The sequence below is a fragment of the Pseudomonas sivasensis genome (genome assembly GCF_013778505.1).
Classification (GTDB): domain Bacteria; phylum Pseudomonadota; class Gammaproteobacteria; order Pseudomonadales; family Pseudomonadaceae; genus Aquipseudomonas; species Aquipseudomonas sivasensis.
This window is the reverse complement of sequence record NZ_JAAOWU010000025.1, coordinates 1-23,280: the sequence shown is the minus strand read 5'-3', so window position 1 is coordinate 23,280 and position 23,280 is coordinate 1. Positions and strand designations below refer to the sequence as shown.

The 23,280-nt window shown below is 59.8% G+C and carries 23 protein-coding genes; 3 read left to right on the top strand and 20 right to left on the bottom strand.

Features of this window, described 5'->3' with window-relative positions; genetic code table 11:
* Nucleotides 1–2 precede the first annotated feature (2 nt).
* The 12 genes from G9Q84_RS26720 to G9Q84_RS26665 form a co-directional block, all read right to left on the bottom strand.
* Nucleotides 3–1,412 carry a circularly permuted type 2 ATP-grasp protein gene (locus tag G9Q84_RS26720; protein ID WP_032887446.1) on the bottom strand — a complete coding sequence of 470 codons (1,410 nt, stop codon included), beginning with the start codon at nucleotides 1,410–1,412 and terminating at the stop codon, nucleotides 3–5.
* A gap of 457 nt (nucleotides 1,413–1,869) precedes the next feature.
* Nucleotides 1,870–2,211, bottom strand: a complete 342-nt coding sequence (locus tag G9Q84_RS26715; protein WP_015885395.1) for a ribonuclease E inhibitor RraB — start codon at nucleotides 2,209–2,211, stop codon at nucleotides 1,870–1,872.
* 214 nt (nucleotides 2,212–2,425) lie between these two features.
* Nucleotides 2,426–2,662: a hypothetical protein gene (locus G9Q84_RS26710; protein ID WP_032887444.1), complete on the bottom strand. Its 237-nt coding sequence runs from the start codon at nucleotides 2,660–2,662 to the stop codon at nucleotides 2,426–2,428.
* A 103-nt stretch (nucleotides 2,663–2,765) separates the two neighbouring features.
* A complete protein-coding gene (locus tag G9Q84_RS26705; RefSeq protein ID WP_181644362.1) occupies nucleotides 2,766–3,371 on the bottom strand; it encodes an START domain-containing protein in 606 nt (201 codons plus the stop codon).
* A 41-nt stretch (nucleotides 3,372–3,412) separates the two neighbouring features.
* Complete coding sequence (locus tag G9Q84_RS26700) at nucleotides 3,413–3,667, bottom strand: YkgJ family cysteine cluster protein (RefSeq protein ID WP_032887441.1); 255 nt, start codon at nucleotides 3,665–3,667, stop codon at nucleotides 3,413–3,415.
* A gap of 162 nt (nucleotides 3,668–3,829) precedes the next feature.
* A complete protein-coding gene (locus tag G9Q84_RS26695; protein WP_099602921.1) occupies nucleotides 3,830–4,321 on the bottom strand; it encodes a translation initiation factor 2 in 492 nt (163 codons plus the stop codon).
* Nucleotides 4,322–4,425: 104 nt separating this feature from the next.
* Nucleotides 4,426–5,865, bottom strand: a complete 1,440-nt coding sequence (locus G9Q84_RS26690) for an aminotransferase-like domain-containing protein (protein WP_032887437.1) — start codon at nucleotides 5,863–5,865, stop codon at nucleotides 4,426–4,428.
* Nucleotides 5,866–6,137: 272 nt separating this feature from the next.
* Nucleotides 6,138–6,953, bottom strand: a complete 816-nt coding sequence (locus G9Q84_RS26685; protein WP_032887435.1) for an OmpA family protein — start codon at nucleotides 6,951–6,953, stop codon at nucleotides 6,138–6,140.
* Nucleotides 6,950–7,312 (bottom strand): DUF4398 domain-containing protein, encoded by a 363-nt coding sequence (locus G9Q84_RS26680; RefSeq protein WP_095185327.1) that lies wholly within the window; start codon nucleotides 7,310–7,312, stop codon nucleotides 6,950–6,952. The genes G9Q84_RS26685 and G9Q84_RS26680 overlap by 4 nt, the downstream gene beginning before the upstream one ends.
* 9 nt (nucleotides 7,313–7,321) lie before the next feature.
* Nucleotides 7,322–8,137 carry a substrate-binding periplasmic protein gene (locus G9Q84_RS26675; protein WP_032887431.1) on the bottom strand — a complete coding sequence of 272 codons (816 nt, stop codon included), beginning with the start codon at nucleotides 8,135–8,137 and terminating at the stop codon, nucleotides 7,322–7,324.
* An 83-nt stretch (nucleotides 8,138–8,220) separates the two neighbouring features.
* Nucleotides 8,221–9,150, bottom strand: coding sequence for an electron transfer flavoprotein subunit alpha/FixB family protein (locus tag G9Q84_RS26670; RefSeq protein WP_027603632.1), 930 nt, complete (start codon nucleotides 9,148–9,150; stop codon nucleotides 8,221–8,223).
* Between the two features lie 2 nt (nucleotides 9,151–9,152).
* On the bottom strand, nucleotides 9,153–9,902 hold the full coding sequence (locus G9Q84_RS26665) for an electron transfer flavoprotein subunit beta/FixA family protein (protein ID WP_032887429.1): 750 nt from the start codon (nucleotides 9,900–9,902) through the stop codon (nucleotides 9,153–9,155).
* A gap of 506 nt (nucleotides 9,903–10,408) precedes the next feature.
* On the opposite strand from G9Q84_RS26665, the gene G9Q84_RS26660 reads away from it, so the two are divergent.
* Nucleotides 10,409–12,073 (top strand): electron transfer flavoprotein-ubiquinone oxidoreductase, encoded by a 1,665-nt coding sequence (locus G9Q84_RS26660; protein ID WP_032887428.1) that lies wholly within the window; start codon nucleotides 10,409–10,411, stop codon nucleotides 12,071–12,073.
* A gap of 58 nt (nucleotides 12,074–12,131) precedes the next feature.
* Here the strand turns inward: G9Q84_RS26660 and glyA are convergent, their stop codons facing one another.
* From glyA to G9Q84_RS26635, 5 genes are all read right to left on the bottom strand, one after another.
* Nucleotides 12,132–13,370: a serine hydroxymethyltransferase gene (gene glyA / locus G9Q84_RS26655; RefSeq protein ID WP_122757090.1), complete on the bottom strand. Its 1,239-nt coding sequence runs from the start codon at nucleotides 13,368–13,370 to the stop codon at nucleotides 12,132–12,134.
* Nucleotides 13,371–13,380: 10 nt separating this feature from the next.
* Complete coding sequence (gene thrC, locus G9Q84_RS26650) at nucleotides 13,381–14,622, bottom strand: threonine synthase (protein ID WP_181644361.1); 1,242 nt, start codon at nucleotides 14,620–14,622, stop codon at nucleotides 13,381–13,383.
* A gap of 95 nt (nucleotides 14,623–14,717) precedes the next feature.
* Nucleotides 14,718–15,149, bottom strand: coding sequence for a Rid family detoxifying hydrolase (locus G9Q84_RS26645; RefSeq protein ID WP_050442841.1), 432 nt, complete (start codon nucleotides 15,147–15,149; stop codon nucleotides 14,718–14,720).
* 30 nt (nucleotides 15,150–15,179) lie between these two features.
* A complete protein-coding gene (locus G9Q84_RS26640; protein WP_122757092.1) occupies nucleotides 15,180–16,352 on the bottom strand; it encodes an NAD(P)/FAD-dependent oxidoreductase in 1,173 nt (390 codons plus the stop codon).
* The gene (locus G9Q84_RS26635) at nucleotides 16,349–17,554 is read right to left on the bottom strand and encodes a benzoate/H(+) symporter BenE family transporter (protein ID WP_032887422.1); all 1,206 of its coding nucleotides are present in this window, start codon (nucleotides 17,552–17,554) and stop codon (nucleotides 16,349–16,351) included. Before G9Q84_RS26635 ends, G9Q84_RS26640 begins: the two co-directional genes overlap by 4 nt.
* A 349-nt stretch (nucleotides 17,555–17,903) precedes the next feature.
* On the opposite strand from G9Q84_RS26635, the gene G9Q84_RS26630 reads away from it, so the two are divergent.
* The gene (locus tag G9Q84_RS26630; RefSeq protein ID WP_181644360.1) at nucleotides 17,904–19,295 is read left to right on the top strand and encodes an aminotransferase-like domain-containing protein; all 1,392 of its coding nucleotides are present in this window, start codon (nucleotides 17,904–17,906) and stop codon (nucleotides 19,293–19,295) included.
* Here G9Q84_RS26630 and G9Q84_RS26625 read toward each other — a convergent pair.
* The gene (locus G9Q84_RS26625; RefSeq protein WP_181644359.1) at nucleotides 19,292–20,185 is read right to left on the bottom strand and encodes an AraC family transcriptional regulator; all 894 of its coding nucleotides are present in this window, start codon (nucleotides 20,183–20,185) and stop codon (nucleotides 19,292–19,294) included. The two genes, G9Q84_RS26630 and G9Q84_RS26625, sit on opposite strands and share 4 nt — an antisense overlap.
* A 182-nt stretch (nucleotides 20,186–20,367) precedes the next feature.
* Between G9Q84_RS26625 and G9Q84_RS26620 the strand changes: the two genes are divergently transcribed.
* Nucleotides 20,368–21,420, top strand: a complete 1,053-nt coding sequence (locus tag G9Q84_RS26620; protein WP_032887416.1) for an NAD(P)-dependent alcohol dehydrogenase — start codon at nucleotides 20,368–20,370, stop codon at nucleotides 21,418–21,420.
* Here G9Q84_RS26620 and G9Q84_RS26615 read toward each other — a convergent pair whose 3' ends face one another.
* Complete coding sequence (locus G9Q84_RS26615; protein WP_032887414.1) at nucleotides 21,421–22,224, bottom strand: IclR family transcriptional regulator; 804 nt, start codon at nucleotides 22,222–22,224, stop codon at nucleotides 21,421–21,423.
* A 595-nt stretch (nucleotides 22,225–22,819) separates the two neighbouring features.
* Nucleotides 22,820–23,280: ABC transporter permease subunit (locus G9Q84_RS26610; RefSeq protein ID WP_420875429.1), on the bottom strand; the 461-nt coding region annotated here is incomplete at its 5' end.

The window sequence follows — 23,280 nt, the reverse complement described above, 5'->3', positions numbered from 1 at the left end:
ATTCAGTCCTCAACCACCCAGGTGTCTTTGGTGCCGCCGCCCTGGGACGAGTTGACCACCAGCGAACCTTCGCGCAGCGCCACGCGGGTCAAGCCACCCGGCACCACACGGGTTTCCTTGCCGGACAGCACAAACGGGCGCAGGTCGATGTGGCGCGGGGCGATACCGTTTTCGACAAAGGTCGGGCAGGTGGATAAACATAGGGTCGGCTGTGCGATATAGGCATGAGGCTTGGCTTTGATTCGCGCCCGGAACGCTTCGATTTCAGCCGCCGTGGACGCCGGCCCCACCAACATCCCGTAGCCGCCGGAGCCTTGGGTTTCCTTGACCACCAGGTCCGGCAGATTGGCCAGTACGTGGGACAATTCGTCAGGCTTACGGCATTGAAAGGTAGGAACGTTCTTTAGGATCGGTTCTTCATCCAGATAGAAACGGATCATCTCGGTAACGAAGGGGTACACCGACTTGTCATCCGCCACCCCGGTGCCGATGGCGTTGGCCAGCACCACGTTGCCGGAGCGATAGGCCGCCAGTAGGCCCGGCACACCGAGCATGGAATCCGGGTTGAAGGCCAGCGGGTCGAGGAACGCGTCATCGAGACGGCGGTAGATCACGTCCACCGCCTTAGGTCCGTCGGTGGTGCGCATGAAGACGCGGTCATCACGTACGAACAGATCGGCGCCCTCCACCAGTTCCACACCCATTTCCCGGGCAAGGAACGCATGTTCAAAGAACGCGCTGTTGAAGCGCCCCGGCGTCAGCACCACCACGCTGGGGTTATCCAAAGGACTGGAGCTTTTAAGGGTGTCGAGCAACAGGTTGGGATAGTGGTCGATGGGCGCGATGCGCTGGGCGGCGAACAGTTCGGGGAACAGGCGCATCATCATCTTGCGGTCTTCGAGCATGTAGCTCACGCCGCTCGGTGTGCGCAGGTTGTCTTCAAGCACGTAGTAAGTGCCGTCGCCATCGCGTACGAGGTCGACCCCGGAGACGTGGGAATACAGGTCGCGATGCAGGTCCAGGCCCTGCATCGCCAACTGGTATTGCTCGTTAGCCAGCACCTGTTCGGCGGGGATGATCCCAGCCTTGATGATGCGTTGCTCGTGGTACAGGTCGGCAAGGAACATGTTCAGCGCCTTGACCCTTTGGATACAGCCGCGCTCCACAATTCGCCACTCACTGGCGGGGATACTGCGGGGGATGGTGTCGAAAGGAATGAGGCGTTCGGTGCCCTGCTCGTCGCCATAAAGCGTGAAGGTGATACCGGCGCGATGAAACAGCAAATCGGCTTCACGCCGGCGCTGGGCCAGCAGTTCTGCAGGGGTCTCGGCTAACCAGCGGGCGAACTCGCGGTAATGGGGGCGGACCTGCCCCGCTCCATCGTACATTTCGTCGTAATAAGTGCGGATCATGCCGTACTCCTTGTCACCCGGACGCAAGAACCATCGCAAGGCCCGTGCCAGCGGCATAAACACTTAAAAATCAGTGAGTTAAATAAAAGCGCAGCGCTGATCGCACCGTCCTGGTGCGCAGAACGCCCGTCGTATTGCTGCACGCTTCATCGCAATGCAGGCTTTGACTATCAACAGCATAGCCAGAGTTGATTTCACTGCCCGACGAAGGGTGCGGATAATCGCCTCCATCAGCTGAACAGGATCTTTCCTACAGCTTTACCCCTTGCACACTCGGTACCGTGACAGCTCGTGTACTGACTGACTCCTAAGGTCTTCCCTTTCAGCCATCCTTTTAGGATGGCTTTTTTTTTGGTGCACGAAAAGGCAGCGCAAGTTCCAGGAATTTTCTCGCAACCCATACAAAATCGGCCGACCCTAAGGTCAGCCGATACGCTGCGTTACTCATACAATTGCGCTACATGGGTAACCCACGCACCTCCTGCTTGACGCCCCATCCTTCGATGATCCCGCCCAGCGGCTCGACCACCGCCTCAAAGTCCTGCTCGAAATCTCCTATGCCGTCGTAGGTGGCGAACATGATTTTGCTCAGTTCCAGGTACCAGGCGCCATCGTCGCGCGCGCTGACCTGGGCATTCAGCGACTCTCCACGAAACTCACCCGCAGCCCTGCGCGCCCGTTCCTCATCCGGGAAAATGGCGTAGAACTCGATGGGGTGGAAGCGTGAAAAGTCGAAGCCGCCCTCTTTCATGCGGCGCAGAACGTTGGTGCTGATGTCTTCTTGATAGGCTGTGCTCATGAAACGTCCTCCTCAAACTGATGGATAGACTTTCCGTGCTTCCCAAAGCCCCGCGCGCTGCTGGCGCGGGCACCACGGCAATAACATCACCGCAGGAAAACAAGCATGTAGCTGACAAGACCAGACCTTAGCGATTCATTCGCTGATCTCACTTGCAGAGTAGCGCGAAGCTATCACCTCCACCAGAGGCGCATGGATGGCATAGCGGGAATGTTCAGACGGCGGGCGAGATATCGAGGATCTGGATACTGTTCTGGTCTTTCAGGATCTTGACCGTAGGCTCGGGCTTGCGGCCCTCCAGGTCATTGAGGTCGAGTTCTGCTGCGACGGGGACCAACTTGTTGCGAATCATGTGTGCCGCATCTTCGAGGCTGGGCTTTTGGTCGCAGGTGAACTGCTCCACGGACTGGACGCCGTGATCATCAACGAAGGTAATCTGCCACTTTTGCATCGGTGCCTCCTCGATAAAACCCGTGTTTGGGCTTACAACTATCTGGACCTTGAGGGCCCGGAAAACGTTCCGCTCAAGTCCGGAGACACCTGATCAACTGCACTTATTTTTCAGCGTGTTCTTTCAAGGCTTTCAAAGTGTTGAACGGCGCGTCCACCACAAACTTGTTCGCCAACCACGAAGGCACGCTGCCGCCTGGCTCGGTGTGAACCTGATAAGTGACTTCGGTTTCATTGGCGCCTTTACGCACCAGCTTCCAGAAACCCTCAACCTGGGCAACACGCACGTAACCTTTCTCTTCAGGCTTGTAGGTAGGCACGCCCTGCAACTTGCGGGTCACGCTGCCATCGGCGTCCTTGGTGGTGGTGACATGGATATACGAATCGCGATCGGTCACCGGGAACGGCGCCTTGAACTGGGTGTAAGTCCAGGCCTCATCGCCTTTCTTGTCCACCAGCTTCTGGGATTTGCACTCATGAATCCATGAACAGGCGCCTGCCACATCTTCTTGCAGGGCCTGGATCTTGGCGACAGGGGCCTTGATCACGGTCACACCACGATACGCCTTGTACTTGGAGCCGGCGATTTCGCTCAGGGAAATCTTGATACCGTCCTCATCCTTGGCGACTTGCCAATCCTCAGCCTGGGCAGTGGCAGCGAACAACACCGTAAACCCGCACAGCACAGCCATTCGTTTCAGCGAACCCATTGTTGTATTCCTTATTGTTGAAGTTCCGATAGTAAAGCCCATCAAGCCGCCGTCATCTGCTCCCACCAGCCGATCAACCGGATCGCGTCAGCTTGGTCGGTGCCGCAGACATCGATATCCGCCTTGAAATCACTGCACACCGCCGGGCGTTCCGGTTGGCCGAACAGTTGGCACAGCTGTTCGACCGACAGGTGCAGGCAGCGTTCGCCCGCCGGTTTGCCATGGGGCATTCCGGGTAATGGCGAACTGATGGAGGGAGCGATGCAGCAAGCGCCACAGCCTTCACGGCAATTCATGACCAGCAGGTCCTCGACGACTCAATAGGGATGGCCGGGCTAGAGTACGCCCTTAAACAGCCGTTTTAAAATGGTCTAACAGGGGTTTTTCGCATAAAAAAAACATGACTGACCAGTCTGCGACAGATGGTCATTGGCCTGCGTCACGTCTATAGGAAACGTTTATTGCTTGAACTCGAATTCCAGCGCGGCACCTTCCACGTCACGGCGCTCTTCGTTCCGCAGTTGTAGCTTCATCTCATTGCTGAGCAGACGGCCATTGATCTGGAAGGCACTGTTGTCGGTGGGCTTTTCGCCAAACATCGGCGGCAGCAACGGCACGCTCTGGGGCTTGGGCATGGTGCCGAGGGGCTGCAGGTGCCTGACCATGTCCGACGGCAGCGACAGATCCAACTGTGCCGGTGGCAGCTTGGTCTGTGCCACTTCCTGGGCTGACTTGGACTTTTTCGCCTTCGCTGCACGCTTTTTCGCCGTGGCGGCTTGTTTCTTCGTAACGGAGGCTTGCTTGGCGGGGCTTGGTTTCTTTGCCGGAGCGTTCTGCTCGGTAGTGGCAGCAGGCTTGTTTTCAGTCACAGGTGCCGCCGCCAGCACTGTGCTGACGTTGCACAGGCTTAACAGGCCAATCACCAAAACAGCACGAACAATCGAGGTCATATCGCCTACAGCATTAACGGCAGAGGGCCATATGCTCGCTTGTTGTGCGCGCCATGACAAGGGCGGTGATTAGCCAGCTATCGGAGTTGTCCCCTTTCAGCGCCTCAAAATCCTGCCGCGGTTTCCTGACACAACTGGCTGGCCAGCATCCCCAACGTCATCAGCGCCCGCTCTGCCTCGCGGTTCCACGGGGTGCCGCAGTTAAGGCGAATACAGTGGTTGAACTGCTCGGTGTTACTGAAGATCAACCCCGGCGCGATGCTGATGCCCTGTTGCAGGGCGCGCACGTGCAGTTCCTGGGTATTGACGCGTCCGGGCAAACTGACCCACAGGATAAAACCGCCGGTCGGACGGGTCATCTGGGTGCCTTCGGGAAAATACTGCTGCACTGCCAGTTGGAAGGCGCTGAGATTCTTGCGGTATTCCTGGCGGATGTAGCGCAGATGCCGGTCGTAGCCGCCGTTCTCCAAGTACGCCGCCACGCCCATCTGGGTGACACTGCATGCCGAATGGGTACTGAACATCTGCAGACGCTGGATTTCCTGCTGGTACTTACCGGCGATCATCCAGCCGATACGCACACCCGGCGACAACGTCTTGGAGAAGCTTGAGCAATAGATCACCCGGTCCAGGCGGTCGTAGGCCTTGAGGGCCTTGGTGCGACCGATTTCGAACATCAACTCGCCGTAGATATCGTCCTCGACAATCTGGATATCGAAATCCGACGCCAGGCGCAGCAACTGTTTCTGCCGCTCCTCGGGCATGGTGCCGCCCAAGGGGTTGCTCAGGCGCGTGGTCAGCACCAGGGCCTTGATCGACCATTGGTTGGCTGCCAGTTGCAGGGCCTCCAGGCTCATGCCGGTGGACGGATCACTGGGGATCTCAATGACTTTAAGGCCCAGCAAGTCGGCCAGTTGCAGCAAGCCGTAATACGTCGGTGATTCAGCCGCGATCAAGTCGCCGGGGCGCGTCAGCACGCGCAAAGACATCTGCAATGCATCGACACAACCGTGGGTGATGACTACTTCGGACGGGTCCACCACAACGCCCGCATCGCGCATGCGGATCGCCACTTGGCGGCGCAGCGGCTCGAAACCTGGGCTGAACATATAACTGAACGCGCGCGGGCTCTGGAACCGCGTGACCTTGGCCAACTGCTGGTGCAGCGCCCGCACCGGCAGGTAGTCGACACTCGGCACGGCAGCGCCCAGCGGGAACACGCCTTCGCGGCGCGATTCGCCCAAGACCTGCTGAATGATGCTGCTGCGCGTAACCAACCCTGGGCGCTCGACCCGTGCGATGTCCGGTGTCGGCGCCGTGAGCGCTGGCGTCTGGTGCACGTAGTAGCCGGACTGCGGCCGCGCCCGGATCAGCCCCTGGTCTTCGAGGTTGGCGTAAGCCTGCAATACCGTGGCGTGGCTCACATTGAGCTGGGAGCTCATCTTGCGCACCGAGGGCACGCGCTCACCCGGTTGATAGACACCGCGTCGGATGTCCTCAGCCAGTTGCTGGGCGATACGTTGGTAAAGCAACAGATTGGTCATGACGCAGCACTCGATTTCACGGGTATTTTATTTTTGTGTGAAACATACCGGCACAGTTTGAAAGTGTACGGGGACAGTTGCCACAATAGTCGAGCGCGCGCGGGAGTGACAGTAAAAACTGTAAGGGTGTCGGATAGAATTTTCAGGTGTATACGAAAAAACTGTGGGAGGGGTCTGGCTCCCGATTGCGGTGGTTCAGTCAGCCTTTTCGGTGACTGATATTCCGTCATCGGGGGCAAGCCCCCTCCCACAGTTTTGATCGGTACAAGACTTTAGCGAGCGGCGCCCAGTTGGCCTTTCTCGTCGGAAAACACAATCTCGACCCGACGGTTCTGCGCGCGACCTCGTTCGGAGGCGTTGGCTTCCACCGGGTATTGGTCACCATAGCCTTCGACCTGGATACGCTTTTCATCGATTCCCAGATCCACCAACACATCGGCCACCGATTGCGCGCGGTCACGGGACAGTTTGAGGTTTTCCTGCTGGCCGCCGGTGTTGTCGGCGTAACCCTCAATGCGCACTACGCGCTTGGGGTTCAATTGCAGGAACTGCACGATTTTCAGCACGGTGCGGTTGGCCGAGTTCTTCAACTCCGCTTCGCCGGTATCGAACAGCACATCGCCCAAGGTCATCACCAGGCCACGATCGGTCTGGGTGGTGGTCAGGCTGGCTATCTGTTCTTCCAGCCATTTGCCCTGTTGCTGCACGCTGATCAGCTTGCTTTCACGCAGGGCCAGTTGCAGGCGCTGGCGTTCCAGTTCGAGCTTGGCGGCGCGTTCCTCGTTGAGTGCCTGCTCGGTGTGTTCACGGGCGATGGCACTGTAGCGCTGGCTCAGGTAAGCGTAATGCACCACGTCGGCGCCGCTGCCCCAGTAGCTGGACAAGCGGTCAGCCCGCGCCAGGGATTCACCGGCGCGAATCACGTCTTTAGGCGCGATGCGCAGCACGTTGGCGTCTTCCTTAACCTTCTGGAAGTCGCTGCCGGCCTGTTGCAAGGCTTGCTCGCCATTCGGGTGACTGGCGCAACCGCCCAGCACCGCACTGCCCAGCAGCACGGTAAAACCCACTCCACGGATCATCCGACTCATTGGGCTTCCCCTAACTGCAATTGCTTGCGCAAGCGCGTGATGCGGGTGTTAAGCACGTTCAGTTGTTCCTGGCTCTTGCGAGTCAGCACCTGGGCTTCGGCCAGGCGCGCGTCCAACTCGGCCTGTTCGGCCTGCATGCGCGCGTCTTTGTAGGATTGGTCGGCCATTTCGGCCTTGGCCTGGGCGAATTTGTCTTCGGCCAGCTTCAGTTCAGGGGATTCATCGGCGCTGGCACCCACCGCGTTGGCTTGCTCCAGGGCTTGCTGGGTGAGGCGAATTTGTTCATTCGGCGCAGGATCGGCCGCACATCCCGCCAGAGCGACAACGGCGAGGGCCGCGAAAAAAGGTCGAAGAGTCACTGAAAATCCCTACTTTGTTGGGGTGCCGACGGGTTGTTGCAATTGCGCTTTCCAACGCTCCAGATTGCGCTGCAGCGCGGCTTCCGTCACACCAGACCCGGGCAATTCTGTCATCTTTTTGGTGAGCTGTCCGCGCAACCACGGATCATTGCAGGCCGAGTTGTGGGAAATCGCCAGGTACAGCCCCGGCTGATCGATCGGAACATCGCGGGCGATCAGGTCGTTGCTCATGCCCAGTGTCTGAGCCATGGCCATTGCGGAATAACGTCCCGCCAGCACGTACTCCACCTCCCCCAGCAGCAGTTTCTGGAACGCCGGAGTCAACGTCGGCAGGCGCTGTAAGGTCAGTTGCTCACCGGCGAAGGTTTCGAATCCGGCACTAAAACGGGAACGCTCCGATACTGCACCCTTGTGCCCGTGCAGGTCGGCAGCTGTGGTGTAGACCAGTGCCGAGTCTTTGCGCGTCCAGACGAGATAATCGGTCTGCACCAACGCCGGGTGGATGTAATCAAGATTTTCCAGCTCGCCGAGGTTTAGCGGCGTATCGGCGAATATATCCATACGGCCGCTGCGCACCTCATCCAAGGCCTGGGAACGCTTGCCGCCGTAAAGCAGGTCGATCTTCAACCCTAGGTCCTTTGCCACTTGCTGGAGCACGTCGGCGGTGGCGCCGATCAGGTGCGTGGGGTCTTGGGGGTCGCGCCATAACAAGGGCGGTGCGTCAGGGCTGCCGGTGATCACCAGGCGCTCACATTTGCCAGCGGCCAAGGTCAGGCTCGGCAGCAGCGACAGGCCCAGCAATAGTGCCCAGGGACGCAGTTCCATGGCGGTTTCTCCGATATTCAAAAAGGCCGGACAAAAAAAAGCCCGGTCGCAAGACCGGGCTCTTTATAAGTGAAGCGGCTGGATTAGACCAGCTTCTCCAACTCAGGTACGGCTTCGAACAAGTCCGCCACCAGGCCGTAATCAGCCACCTGGAAGATCGGTGCTTCTTCGTCCTTGTTGATCGCAACGATCACTTTGGAGTCTTTCATACCGGCCAGATGCTGGATCGCGCCGGAGATACCGACGGCGATGTACAGCTGTGGCGCCACGATCTTGCCGGTCTGGCCGACCTGCATGTCGTTGGGTACGAAACCTGCGTCGACGGCGGCGCGGGAAGCGCCAACCGCAGCGCCCAGCTTGTCGGCCAGGGCGTACAGGTGCTTGAAGTTGTCACCGTTCTGCATGCCACGACCGCCGGATACGACGATCTTGGCAGCGGTCAGCTCAGGACGGTCCGACTTGGCCAGCTCTTCGCCAACAAAGCTGGAAGTGCCAGCGTCGTGGGCAGCGGAGACGGCTTCAACGGCAGCCGAACCACCTTCAGCAGCAACCGGATCGAAACCGGTGGCACGCACGGTGATGACTTTGACGGCAGCAGTCGATTGCACGGTGGCAATGGCGTTACCGGCGTAGATCGGGCGCTTGAAGGTGTCGGCGCTTTCAACCGAGATGATCTCGGAGATCTGGTCAACGTCCAACTGCGCGGCAACGCGTGGCAGGATGTTTTTGCCGTTGGAGGTAGCGGCAGCCAGGATATGGCTGTAGCCAGCGCCCAGCTCTGCAACCAGTGGAGCGACGTTTTCCGGCAGTTGGTGAGCGTAAGCGGCGTTGTCGGCCAGCAGTACTTTGCTCACGCCAGCCACTTTGGCTGCGGCTTCAGCCACGGCGCCAGCGCCTTGGCCTGCTACCAGCACGTGGATGTCGCCACCGATTTTGGCGGCAGCAGCAACAGTGTTCAGCGTGGCCGGGGCCAGCACTTTGTTGTCGTGTTCTGCGATTACCAAGATAGTCATGGTTAGATTACCTTCGCTTCGTTTTTCAGTTTCTCGACCAGTTCAGCCACCGACTTGACCTTGATGCCCGCGCTGCGTGCAGCCGGCGCTTCGACTTTGACGGTCTTGTTGGTGGAGGCGGTGGAAACGCCCAAAGCGTCCGGAGTCAGCACTTCGAGAGGCTTCTTCTTGGCTTTCATGATGTTTGGCAGGGACGCGTAGCGCGGCTCGTTCAAACGCAGGTCGGTGGTGACGATGGCCGGCAGTTTCAGGGAAACCGTCTGTGCGCCGCCGTCGATTTCGCGGGTCACGGCAACGCTGTCGCCGCTTACTTCGACTTTCGAGGCGAAGGTGCCCTGGCCGTAACCGGTCAGTGCAGCCAACATCTGGCCAGTCTGGTTGTTGTCGCTGTCGATGGCCTGTTTGCCGAGGATCACCAGCTGAGGCTGTTCCTTGTCGACAACAGCCTTGAGCAGCTTGGCAACGGCCAGGGAGGTCAGGTCTTCAGCGGATTCGACCAGGATAGCGCGGTCAGCGCCCAGTGCCAGGGCGGTACGCAGCTGCTCTTGAGCAGTGGTAGGACCGATGGAAACCACGACGATTTCAGTCGCTACGCCTTTCTCTTTCAGGCGTACGGCTTCTTCCACAGCGATTTCACAGAAAGGGTTCATCGACATCTTGACGTTAGCAAGATCGACGCCGGAATTGTCCGCCTTGACGCGAACTTTCACGTTGTAATCGACAACGCGTTTGACAGCTACAAGAACCTTCATGGATTCCTCGTTACTCTCCGGTGAAAAGAAAGTCGCCTAGGCGAACCTGGCGGTTGATGCTCATCGGCACACAAGGGCACCTCCAAAAACCTGGGCAAATGACCTTGCTCACGGGAAATGACGACCGTTCGTCAGTGGTGACTGAGAGGTCATTCTTTATCGCGGCGTGTAAACTGCGCGCCGGTGTTTAGGCGTGCGTCACCTGTTTCGCTTTTGGACGTGCTCTTGAAACCTGCTGTCTGCCTACGGTAAGCGCAAAACCGACCGTATATTGACCGGAACGCCTATTCTGGTCAATACGGCAAAATGGCCAGTCATAAGCCGCGTTGCTTTGATTTTCCTAGCCTGCGGGCAATTCAAACAAACGTTTGTATTGGACGCTGACAGTGGTCTATATATAATGCGCCACCTAGAGAGAAAGGTGGGTCTTGCCGTTGCCGCAAGACGACACCGAACCTCCACCCATTAGAAAAAAAGCCTGTTGAGCCTTGAGTAGGAGATAGCCTGTGGAACGCGAATACATGGAATTCGACGTGGTCATCGTCGGCGCTGGCCCGGCTGGCCTGTCCGCCGCCTGCCGACTGAAGCAGAAGGCCGCCGAAGCCGGTAAGGAAATCAGCGTCTGCGTGGTCGAGAAAGGCTCCGAAGTCGGCGCACACATCCTCTCCGGTGCCGTGTTTGAACCACGGGCCCTGAACGAACTGTTCCCGGACTGGAAAGAACTCGGCGCCCCGCTCAACACACCCGTGGTGCGCGATGACATCTATGTACTGCGCAGCCCCGAAGCTTCCACCAAAGTGCCTGACTTCTTCGTGCCCAAGACCATGCACAACGAAGGCAACTACATCATTTCCCTCGGCAACCTGTGCCGCTGGCTCGCCCAGCAGGCCGAGAATCTGGGCGTGGAAGTCTACCCAGGTTTCGCCGCCCAGGAAGCACTGTTCGACGAGAACGGCGTGGTGCGCGGGATCATCACCGGTGACCTCGGCGTCGACCGCGAAGGCAATCCTAAAGAAGGCGTGTACACCCCAGGCATGGAACTGCGTGGCAAGTACACGTTGTTCGCCGAAGGCTGCCGCGGGCATATCGGCAAGCAGTTGATCCAGCGCTTCAACCTGGACAGCGACGCCGACGCCCAACACTACGGCATTGGTCTCAAGGAAATCTGGGAAATCGACCCGGCCAAGCACCAGCCAGGCCTGGTGGTCCACACCGCCGGTTGGCCGCTGGACATCATGAGCAACGAGAACACTGGCGGCTCCTTCCTTTATCACCTGGAAAACAACCAGGTGGTCGTGGGCCTGATCGTCGACCTGTCCTACAGCAACGCTTTCCTGTCGCCGTTCGATGAGTTCCAGCGCCTCAAGCATCACCCGGTGCTCGCACAGTACCTGGAAGGCGGCAAGCGCATCAGCTACGGCGCTCGCGCACTGGCCAAGGGCGGCATCAACTCGTTGCCGAAGATGGTCTTCAAGGGCGGCGCTTTGATCGGCTGCGACCTGGGCACCATGAACGTGGCCAAGATCAAAGGCAGCCACACCGCCATGAAGTCCGGCATGCTCGCTGCCGACGCCGTGGCCGAGCGCCTGCTGGCAGAGTCCGAAGGCGGTGATGAACTGACCAATTACGTCGACAGCTTCAAAGCCAGCTGGCTCTACGAAGAACTGTTCGCCACCCGCAACTTCGGCCCGGCGATGCACAAGTTCGGCCCGATCCTCGGTGCGGGCTTCAACTGGTTCGACCAGAACATCCTCGGCGGCAAGATGCCGTTCACCTTGCACGACACCAAGCCGGACTACGCCTGCCTGAAGCTGGCCAAGGACAGCACGAAGATCGACTACCCCAAGCCAGACGGCAAGCTGAGCTTCGATAAGCTGAGTTCGGTGTTCATCTCTGGTACCAACCATGAAGAAGAGCAGCCGTGCCACTTGAAGTTGAAAGACCCGAGCATCCCGATCGGCACCAACCTGCCGCTCTACGATGAACCGGCACAGCGCTACTGCCCGGCCGGTGTGTATGAAGTGATCACCAAGGAAGACGGCGAGAAGCGCTTCCAGATCAACGCCCAGAACTGCGTGCACTGCAAGACCTGTGACATCAAGGACCCTTCGCAGAACATCACGTGGGTCACGCCGGAAGGCGCGGGTGGACCGACTTACCCGAACATGTAAGACGATTGCCTGAAACACAAAAAGCCAACGCCCAAAAGCGTTGGCTTTTTTGTTTGCGTCAGCTCAGCAGATAAACCGGAAAGCACTCGCACAGGTGCATCACCCGGCGCCGGGTGTTCTCCAGCAGCGTCGTGTTGTTCGGCTGCTCCAGCAGGTCGGCGATCAGGTTTGCCACTTCAGCACACTCCGCCTCCCCAAAGCCCCGGGTGGTCAACGCCGGCGTGCCGATGCGAATGCCGCTGGTGATCGCCGGTTTTTGCGGGTCGTTGGGGATCGCATTCTTGTTCAAGGTGATGTGCGCACTCTCCAGCAACGCTTCGGCATCCTTGCCAGTGATGTTCATCGCGCGCAGATCAAGCAGGAACATATGGCAATCGGTGCCTCCCGACACCACACGCAAACCACGGCGGGTAAGGACGTCGGCCATGGTGCGGGCGTTGTCGATCACCCGTTGCTGGTAATGCTTGAACCCATCGCTAAGCGCCTCATTGAACGCCACAGCCTTGGCTGCGATGACATGCATCAGCGGGCCGCCCTGGTAGACCGGAAAAATCGTCTTATCAAGCAACGCCGCGTATTGCGCCTTGGCCAGGATCAAGCCGCCGCGCGGGCCACGCAGGGTTTTATGAGTGGTCGAGGTGATGAAGTCGGCAATGCCGACCGGCGACGGGTACACGCCCGCCGCGATCAAACCGGCGTAATGCGCCATGTCCACCATCAAGTAGGCGCCCACCTCATCGCAGATCTTGCGAAAGCGATGGAAGTCCAGGGTGCGCGAATAGGCGGAGGCCCCGGCGATGATCATCTTCGGTTTGTGCTGCCGGGCCAGGGCTTCCATTTCGGCGTAGTCCAGGGTCTCGGTGTCAGGGTCCAGGCCGTAGGAAAACGCCTGGTAGAACTTGCCCGAGAAATTCACCGATGCGCCATGGGTCAGGTGACCACCATGAGCCAGGGACATCCCCAGAATGGTATCGCCGGGCTCCAGCACCGCGAGAAACACCGCCTGGTTGGCCTGCGACCCGGAGTGCGGCTGAACGTTGACGTATTCACAATTGAACAGTTTGCGGGCGCGTTCGATGGCCAGGTTTTCGATCTCGTCGACGACCTTGCACCCACCGTAATACCGCTTGCCCGGATAACCTTCAGCGTACTTGTTGGTGAGCACCGAGCCCTGGGCCTGGAGCACTTCGTCGCTCACATAGTTTTCTGAAGCGATCAGCTCCAGGTGGGTTTCCTGACGATTGCGTTCACGGTCGATCAGGCGGGCAATGGCGGGGTCGAAATTTTGCAGGCTCATGGTGGGATTCCTAGGTCAGCAGGTCGGCCAGGGGCTGGGATTGCACCCGTGTCTGGCCCCTGGTCGAGTTGGAGAGAAAAATGGAGGTGTCTTTCAAACCGCTGCCGGTGATCAGGATCACGGCGGTCTGCGGGGTGTCGGGGTGTGCTTCGGCATACTTGAGCAGCCCGGCGAAGGCACTCGCCGCGCCGGCCTCGGGAAACACACCGGTGCTGGCGGCCAAGCGGGAAGCCGCCGAGACAATGCTCGGATCGCTGACGCAAATGAACTCGCCGCCGCTGGCCGTCACGGCGCGCATGGCTTTGAGACGGTCGCGCGGCAAGGCCACATTGATGCTGCTGGCCAGGCTGGTGGGGGCAATGCGTTCAATCTGCTGCATCGGTCGGTCACTGCGCCAGGCCCGGTACATAAAGTTGCTGTGCTCGGCCTGGACGCCGATCAGACGTGGAATACGCTCGATCCAGCCCATTTGCAGCAGGTCGAAGAACCCCTTGTAGACCGAGCCCAGAATGCAGCCATTACCGACCGGCACGAACACCAGATCCGGCACCTGCCAGTTGAGCTGCTCGCACATCTCGAAGGCCACGGTTTTCTTGCCTTCGCTCATGTACGAGTTGATCCCGGTGGTGCGGTTGTACCAACCGTGGGTTTCACAGGCGTTGAGGCATTGTTCGAAGGCTTCGTCGTACTGGCCATCGACCAGTACAATCTCGGCGCCATAGCCTTGCATCTGAGCGAGCTTCTCGCGGGGCGCACTTTTGGGCAGGTAAATCACGTTATGCAGGCCCAGGCTTGCACTCATCCCGGCCAGGGCCGAGGCGGCGTTGCCGGTACTGGCCACCGCCACGGTGCGTGCACCGGACTGCATGGCATGGGCCACCGCCAGGGCGCTGGCGCGGTCTTTCAGCGAGCCGATAGGCTGGCGCGATTCATCTTTGATATAGACCTTGATCCGCGCGCCCCTACCGAGCAGTTCCGGGCGCGAATACAGCGGCGTGTTCCCCACCAGCAGCGGCGGGATGAACTGCGTCGAACGCAATGGCATCAGCCGGTCATAACGCCACATGCCTCGGGCGTGATCATGGACCAGGGTGTCCCTGGACCATTCGCGCTTGAGCGTCGAATAATCGTAAAGCGCATCGAGGGCACCGTCGGTTTTGCAATGAGGGCAGTAGTAGCTGACCTCATGCGGCTGGTAGCTGCGATCGCAGACCAGGCACTGCAACACATACTCGCTGTACGAATGTTTCATGACCAACCCCCTGAAAATACGCGGTGCGGGTGCTTTTGCTGCCGACGTCGGTCCACTGCCCCGGACCGACGGGCACTGCACGCAGAGAGTGGGCTTCAGACCACCATGATGGCGTCGATGGCGACCAGGGTATTGCGCGCCAGGGCGCTGGCCCCGGCAGTGGTGCGCGCCGGGTATGGCTGGGTGAAGTACTCCTCCATCACCCGGTTGAGGGTCGGGAACTCGCTCAAGTCCGTGATGAACGCCGTGACCTTGACCACGTTCGCCAAAGTGCCGCCTGCGGCCTCGGCCATTTGCTGCAGATTGTCCAGGGTCTGACGCAACTGGCCTTCGAAGTCCTTGGCCAGCACCTCGTTGTTCAGCGCCGAGACGGGAGTCTGTGCCGACAGGTAGATGGTTTGCCCGTGACTGACCTTGATCCCTTGGGAATACGTGCCCAGGGGCAGCGGCGCCTTGTCGGTGAAGATCACGTTTTCTTCGCCCAGGAAAGGCTTGGCGACGGACTGGTGTTGAGCGTTGGTCTGCATGGTGACGTTCCTTGTGAAGTGGGTGGAGGGTTAGTGCAAATCGGCAACCTGTTTGACGGCCAGGCTGGAAAACGCCTCGTCGCGGCAACGCGCCGGGGAGAAATGCTGGTAGTTGAGTTGCAGCGCCGCCAGATCGGTCGGCATGGCGATGCCCAACGCCGCGTGACTGCACAGCCGGGCAATGGCTGGCGCGGCTTGAATGCCGTAGCCACCGAGGGCGGCTAGCCAGATAAAGCTCTCGTGTTGCGGATCCTGGCCGAGCACCGGGGACCGGTCGGCAACAAAGGTACGCAGGCCTGCCCACTTGTTGATGATCGAGCGTGGACGAAGGCGAGTAGTGCTTTGCAGACGGTCCATGGTGATCGCCAGGTCCAGCTCGTCAGGCAGCGCGTCACAGGGCAGCGACGGGTTTTCATCGCAGGGCGAGACGATCAGGCGCCCGGCTTCCGGCTTGATGAAAATGTCTTCGTCCACCGTGCCCAGGTACGGCGTGTGGTGCACGTCGCACTGCGGATCCACCGCCAGCACCGTGCGGCGCAACGGCCGCACACCAACCTGGGGCACCCCGCAACGCTGGGCAAACTCATCAGCCCAGGCGCCGGCAGCGTTGACCACGATCGACGCCTCTAACCGTTGGCCGTCAGCGGTGTGCAAGGTCCAGTGATCGTTGCGGTGTTCGCCGCGCACCACTTCGGCTTCGCGCTTGACCACACCGCCGCGCACCCGCAGGCCGCCGAGGTAGGCGCAATGAATGCCGTGCACATCCAGGTCGAACGCGCTGGGCTCATAGATGCCTGCGCTCCAGGCGCCTTCGGCCAGGTAGGGCACCAGTTCGAGCACCTGTTGGTCGTCGAGGAACTTTGCCGTGGGCACTTGCCCGAGCACTGCGGTAAACCGCGCAGCCAGTTTGTCCACCCGCTGCGCTTGCGCCACGATCAAGGCACCGCGTGGCGACCACAATGGGTGTTCGGCCAGGCCTTCGGGCGGGTTCTCGAAAAAGCCTCGGGAAGCGCAGGTCAGCGAGCGGATCTGCTGGTTGCCGTAGCTTTCCATGGAGATCGCCGCCGAACGGCCAGTGGTGTGATAGGCCAGTTGCTGCTCCTGCTCCAGCAGGCAAACGCTGCCGTGGGCCGCCAGCTCATACGCCGCCGACACGCCAGCGATGCCACCGCCCACCACTATGAAATCGTAACGTGCGGTCATGGACGGCTGCCCTCAGCCATCGCGATGGCCTTGCTTTCTCGGGTGTAGGTCAGCACGAAGTGGGCGACGAGACCGAAGATCAACCCCCAGAACGCCGCGGCCAAGCCGAGGAAACTCATGCCCGAGGCGGTGACCAGGAAGGTGATCAACGCGGCTTCCCGTTGCTTCTCGTCGGCCATGGCACCGGTCAGCCCGGCGCTGATCGCACCGAACAGGGCCAACCCGGCGAGAGACGCAATCAACTCTTTAGGCAAGGCGGAAAACACCGAAGCCAGGGTCGCGCCGAAGGTGCCCATCAGGATGTAGAACACCCCGCAGGCGATCCCGGCGATGTAGCGTTTGTCGCGGTCCTCGTGGGCTTCGCGGCCGGTGCAGATGGCAGCGGTGATCGCGGCGAGGTTGAAGCCGTGGGAACCGAACGGTGCCATCAGCACCGAACCGATCGCCGTCACCGAAATGATCGAGCGCGCCGGGGTGTTGTAGCCCGAAGTGCGCAACACTGCCATGCCCGGCACGTACTGCCCGGTCAGCGTCACCAGCGCCAGCGGCAGGCCGATGTTGATGATGGCGTGCCAACTCCATTCCGGCGCGATAAACACCGGGTGCGCCACAGCGATGGTGATTGCCGTGCTGTTCAACTCTCCAAACGAGGCGGCGACTGCACAGCCGATAATCAACACCGAAAGAATTGCGTAGCGCGGCGAGAGGCGTTTGAAGATCAGGTAGGCCGCGATCATCGACAGTACCAGCGCGGGTTGCAGCTTGATCGAGGTAAACAGCTCGGCGCCGAAGCGGAACAGAATGCCAGCAAGCATGGCAGCGGCGATGGCCTTGGGCAGTCGACTCATCAACTTGTCGAATGCGCCGGACAACCCCACCACGGCAATGATCACCGACGCCACCACATAGGCACCGATGGCCTGTGGCAGCGTCACCGTCGGCAGCATCGAAACGAGCAATGCCGCGCCAGGTGTGGACCACGCGGTAATCACCGGAACCCGTAGGCGCCAGCTGAGGAACAGGCCAGTGATGCCGCTGCCGATGGAAATCGCCCAGATCCACGAAGACACCACGTCATTGGGCAGGTGCGCTTCCTTGGCCGCCTGAAACACGATGATCAAAGGGCCGGCATAAGAAATGATCACGGCAATAAAGCCCGCGATGACGGCTGACAGGGATAGATCCTTTCTGAGTGTGTCCATGATGTCTCGACTTGGCGCGGCGGGGCCAGGCAGTGAACAGGGGAGGATTGAGTCGATTGCTTCGATTCGAGATGAGTGTATTTTAAGGAATTGAGTTGATTCAATAGCTGGCGAGGTTGTTACGGGATGTTTTTTTGCTATACGTGCCTTTTTTCGCGCCATTACGCATTTAATTATTTGATTTATAAGGAGATTAAAAAACAAAAAAATATCTGAACCTAGCGATCAATATCGATTCAATCACGGGATCAATCGAATCAATTCGCCAATTGTGTCGATTTATTAGTTGCCTAACCTCCATGTGATATGCTCGGATATTCATCATTTCTACGATGGGCAGTGATCATTCATGTGGGTTCCCCAGCTAAGCGAATTCGGCCAGCCGATGTATTTGTCGATTGCCGATGCGTTGGCACGCGATATCGGCAACGGCGTATTGAACGAAGGCGATCGCCTGCCGACCCTGCGGGAGCTGGCCACGACGCTGAATGTCACGCCGGGCACCATCAGCCGCGCGTACAGCGAAGCCCAGCGGCGTCGCTTGGTGCAGGGTGAAGTGGGGCGCGGCACGTATGTGCTCAATCAAAAGCAGTTGGAACTGCCGGCGAGTAACAGTGCGTCCGTACCCTTGAATCTTGGGCAGTCCGAACTGCTCGATCTATCGATCATCAAGCCCTACAGCGAAACCCTGGAATACTGGCTGCGCGATGCATTGGTGAGCATGGCCAAGAGCACCGATTTCGCGCGCGCCCTGGACTACGCACCCGATGGCGGCCACCCGGCTCATCGCGAGGCGGGTGCACAGTGGTTGCGGCATTCGTTGCCCGATGCGCAGTGGCAGCAAGTGATCATCACCGCCGGAGCCCAGCATGGCTTGATGGTGGCCATGAGCGCCCTGACCAACGCCGGCGACCTGGTGCTCTGCGAAGCGCTTTGCTACCCCGGCATCATTTCCCTGGCCCACGGCCTGGAGCGCCGTCTGCGGGGCGTGCCGATGGATGACGAAGGCATCATCCCCGAGGCACTGCGCGAACTGTGCCAGCGCGAAAAACCGGCGATGCTGGTCTGCGTGGCAACCTGCCAGAACCCGACGGCGGCGATCATGTCGCAAAAGCGTCGGGCGCAAATCGCGGCGCTGGCCGAAGAGTTCGACTTCATCATTCTCGACGATGACATCTACGGTTTTCTCGCCACCGACCCGCCAATCAAACCGCTGTCGGCGTTCGCCCCGGACCGTTCGGTGTACCTGACCAGCCTGTCGAAGTCGGTGATGCCTGCGCTGCGCATCGGCTACCTGTATAGCCCGCCAAAACTACTGTCACGCTTGACGTCGATGGTCCGCAGCAGCGTGTGGATGCCGTCGCCACTGACTGCGCAACTGGCCAGCAATGTCGTCACCGAAGGCCTGGACAAAAAACTGATCCGTATCCAGCGCAACGAAGCCGCCGGGCGCCAAGCGATTGCCCAGGAGATCTTCGCCAATTACGAACTCAAGACCCAGCCGTACTCCTACCATGTCTGGCTGACGCTGCCCGAGCCCTGGACCAGCGACGAATTCACCATGCTGGCGCGGGCCAATGGGGTGCTGGTGCTCAGTGGCACTCAGTTCCAGGCCGAACGTTCCGGGGTGACGCGCAGTGTACGGCTGGTACTGATGTCGCCCACCAGTCAGGACGAGCTGCGCTTCGCCCTGACCAAGTTGGCCAGCCTGATCGATTCTGACCCGCGACGTTACTACTAAGCCGCGCGCTCTTCCCCTGGGTTGCGCTCGAAGTAGCGCTTGTATTCGCGACTGAACTGCGACGTGCTCTGGTAACCCACGTTGTGCGCCGCCTGGGCCACGCCCATGCCTTCCACCAGCAGCAATTGCTGGGCCTTGAGCAGGCGCAGACGCTTGAGGTACTGCACCGGCGACAGCAAGGTGCAGCGCTTGAAGTGCTCATGGAAGGTCGACGCACTCATGTGCGCATACCCGGCTAACGTCTCGATATTGAGCGGCTCGGCGAAATGGGCATGCAGGTGACTCAACGACGTGGCAATCCGCGAGAATTGCCCCTGTTGCTCTACCAACGCACGCAGCACATCCGCCTGCGGCCCGCGCAGCGCGGTGAACAACAATTCGCGCACCCGCGCTGGACCCATGATCCGGCTTTCCAGCGGATCGTGCAGGCACTGCAACAACCGTTCGACGCAACCGCGCATGGCGTCATCCAGCACCACCGAACTCATCGACTCCAGGGTTTGCGGGGTCGGTGGCGGCCCAGCCTGCATGCCCATGGCCATCACCAACTCCCCCAACACCACACGGTCGATACCCACCGACACACCCAACAGCGGTGCTCCGGGCGCCATGGCGAATGTCTCGCACTCGAACGGCACGGGCATCGCCTGGATCAAGTAATGCCCAGCGCCATACTCCAGGGTCCGCGGCCCCAGATAAGCGAGTTTGCTGCCTTGGGCCACGAACATCAGGCTCGGCTCATAGATCTGCGGGCCGCGCGCCACGTCGCAACTGGCGCGCAGCACCTTCACACCGGGCAGATGGGTAGGGGAAAAACCTTCACAGGGCGTGAGCCCCTCAATCAGGGAAACCAACGTGGCGTTGGCGTCGAGATGGCGGGTCAACAACATGGCAAAAAACTTCGCGAAAAAGGGATGATAGCATCATCGCAGGTCTGGCGGCACATAAATCCAAACAAGGGGCACTCCCGGACGAATAGGCATGAGACTCGGAGCAATCGCCATGGTCGCCTCGACGGTCGATGGGGAGAATGGCCCGCCTCACTTGTCACTGCTTTTTGCGAGGTTTCACCATGTATACCGCCATCGGTTATGCCGCCCAGTCGGCCACCACTCCCCTCGCCCCCATGTCGTTTGAACGCCGCAGCCCGCGCGCCGATGACGTGGCGATCGAGATTATGTACTGCGGCGTCTGCCACTCCGACATCCACCAGGCGCGCAACGAATGGGGCATCGCTGTGTACCCGCTGATGCCCGGCCACGAAATTGTCGGCAAGGTCACGGCCGTCGGCGCCAGCGTTACCGCGCATAAAGTCGGCGACCTCGTCGGCGTAGGCTGCATGGTCGATTCGTGCCGTCACTGTGAAGCGTGCAAATCGGACCTGGAGCAATACTGCCTCGAAGGCCCGACCATGACCTACGCCACGCCGGATCGTGTGGATGGCAGCAACACCATGGGCGGCTACTCCGACAGCATCGTGGTCAGCGAGCACTTTGTGGTGAAGATTCCGGCCAAGCTCGACCTGGCCAGCGCCGCGCCGATCCTGTGCGCCGGCATTACCACTTACTCGCCGCTCAAGCACTACGGCGTAAAGGCCGGCGATAAAGTCGGGATCCTGGGCATGGGCGGTCTGGGCCATATGGGCATCAAGTTCGCCAAAGCCATGGGCGCGGAGGTCACGCTGTTCACCCGCTCCGCGAGCAAGGCTGAAGAAGGCCGTCGCCAGGGCGCCGACCACGTGATCGTGTCCACCGACGCCGAGCAGATGAAAGCTGCTGCCGGGCACTTTGATTTCTTGCTGGACACCATCCCAGTTCAGCACGACCTCAACCCCTACCTCGACGTGCTGCGCTTTGACGGCGTGCACATCCTGGTCGGTTTGATCGAGCCAGTGGACCCGCCGGTGAATGCAGCCAAACTGGTGTTGGGCCGTAAGGTACTGGCCGGTTCGCTGATCGGTGGCATTGCCGAAACCCAGGAAGTCCTGGATTTCTGCGCCGAGCATGGCATCACCTGCGACATCGAAATGCTCGACATCCGCCAGATCAACGAGGCCTATGCCCGCATGATCGCCGGTGATGTGAAGTACCGCTTTGTCATCGACATGGCGACCCTGAAGGTCTGATCAGACCTTCGCGCCCAACTCCGCTGAAAGCCGCGCTGCGACTTGTTTGATGACAGGGATCAGCTCGGCCATTTTCTCCAGCGGCATATAAGGCACGGTACTGGCGATGCTGATGCCGGCGACGATTCGCCGGCTCGCATCGCGCACCGGTGCCGCCACGCAGCGGATCGACGGTTCGTTGTCTTCCAGATCGAACGCATAACCGCCCACCACATATTCATGCATACGCTGCTCGAACTGTGCCCAGGATTGCTCCGGGTGCTGCGGCCACTGCAGGTTCTTTCCTCCCGCCGGCAGGCTGGTTTCGTACAAGCGTTGCCACTCTTGCACCGTGTCATCCAGCAGCATTGCCTTGCCTACGCCCGTGCGCGCCAACGGCATGCGATGGCCGACCCGTGAGCGCATTTCCGGGCCATTACGGCCAGGGTTCTTGTGCAGGTACAGCACGTCGTCAAATTCGCGAATCGCCAGGTGGATGGTGTCACCGGTCAGCGCCGACAACTCGTCCAGATACGGCACCGCCAGGGTCACCAATGGCAGCTCTTCCCGTGCCTGGAAGCCCAGTTCAATCAACTTTGGACCCAGCAGGTAACCGACTTGCGGCACTACGCGCAGGTAACGCTCATCCACCAGGCAACTGGCCAGGCGGTGGGTGGTGCTGCGGGTGGTGCCGATGCGCTTGGCGATCTCTTTCAGATCCCGCGCACCGGCCGCCACTGCCTGCACCACGCCCAAGCCACGCAGCAGGGTCTGGGTGCCGGTGGGGGCGGCGTCTTTGACGGGGGTGTGGGCGTTTTCCTGCATATCGGGCCTATAAGTATGAAAGCGCGGGCATTATGGCAAATACCGCCCGTCAATACAGTTGAGATCTATAGGTGGGAGGGGCTTGCCCCCGATGGCGGTGTGTCAGAGACAAATGTGCAAACTGACACTCCGCTATCGGGAGCAAGCCCCCTCCCACATTCGGCTTTCATAGGGTTTGGATCAGCGTTGTTTCATGAGATCGATGACCACCGCCAGTAGCAGGATCAAACCGCAGATCACGCATTGATGAACCCAATACAAACTTACAACCAGAACACCGTATTCAAATTCTCCGCCGATTAAAACTGTGGGAGGGGGCTTGCTCCCTCCCACATTTGGCCTTCATAGGGTCTGGATCAGCGTTGTTTCATGCGGTCGATGCCCCCCGCCAGTAGCAGGATCAAACCGCAGATCACGTATTGATGAACCCAGGACAAACTTACAGCCAGAACACCGTGTTCAAATTCTCCGCCGATTCAAACTGTGGGAGGGGGCTTGCTCCCGATTGCAGTGTGTCAGCTATATATTCATTACCTGACCCACTGCGATCGGGAGCAAGCCCCCTCCCACATTTTGGGCTTCACATGGCGAGGGTTTAGCGTTGTTTCATGCGGTCGATGACCACCGCCAGTAGCAGGATCGAACCGCGGATTACGTATTGATAAAACGTGTCGATGTTCTTCAGGTTCATCGCGTTCTCGATGATCGCCAAAATCAACACCCCCGCGATCACATGGCGGATCATGCCAATCCCACCACTCAACGACACCCCGCCCAGTACACAGGCCGAGATCACCGTCAGCTCAAAGCCCTGCCCGATCATCGGCTGGCCCGAGGTCATGCGCGAGGCGAGGATCACGCCGGCCAGCGCGCCGATCAGACCGTGCACGGCGAAGATCAGGATCTTGGTGCGGTCAACGTTCACCCCCGCCAGCAACGCCGCTTCCGGGTTGCCGCCGATGGCCATGGTGTTGCGCCCGTAGGTGGTGTAGTTCAGCAGCCAGCCGAAAAACACAAAGCACACGATGGTGATCAAAATCGGCACCGGCACGCCGA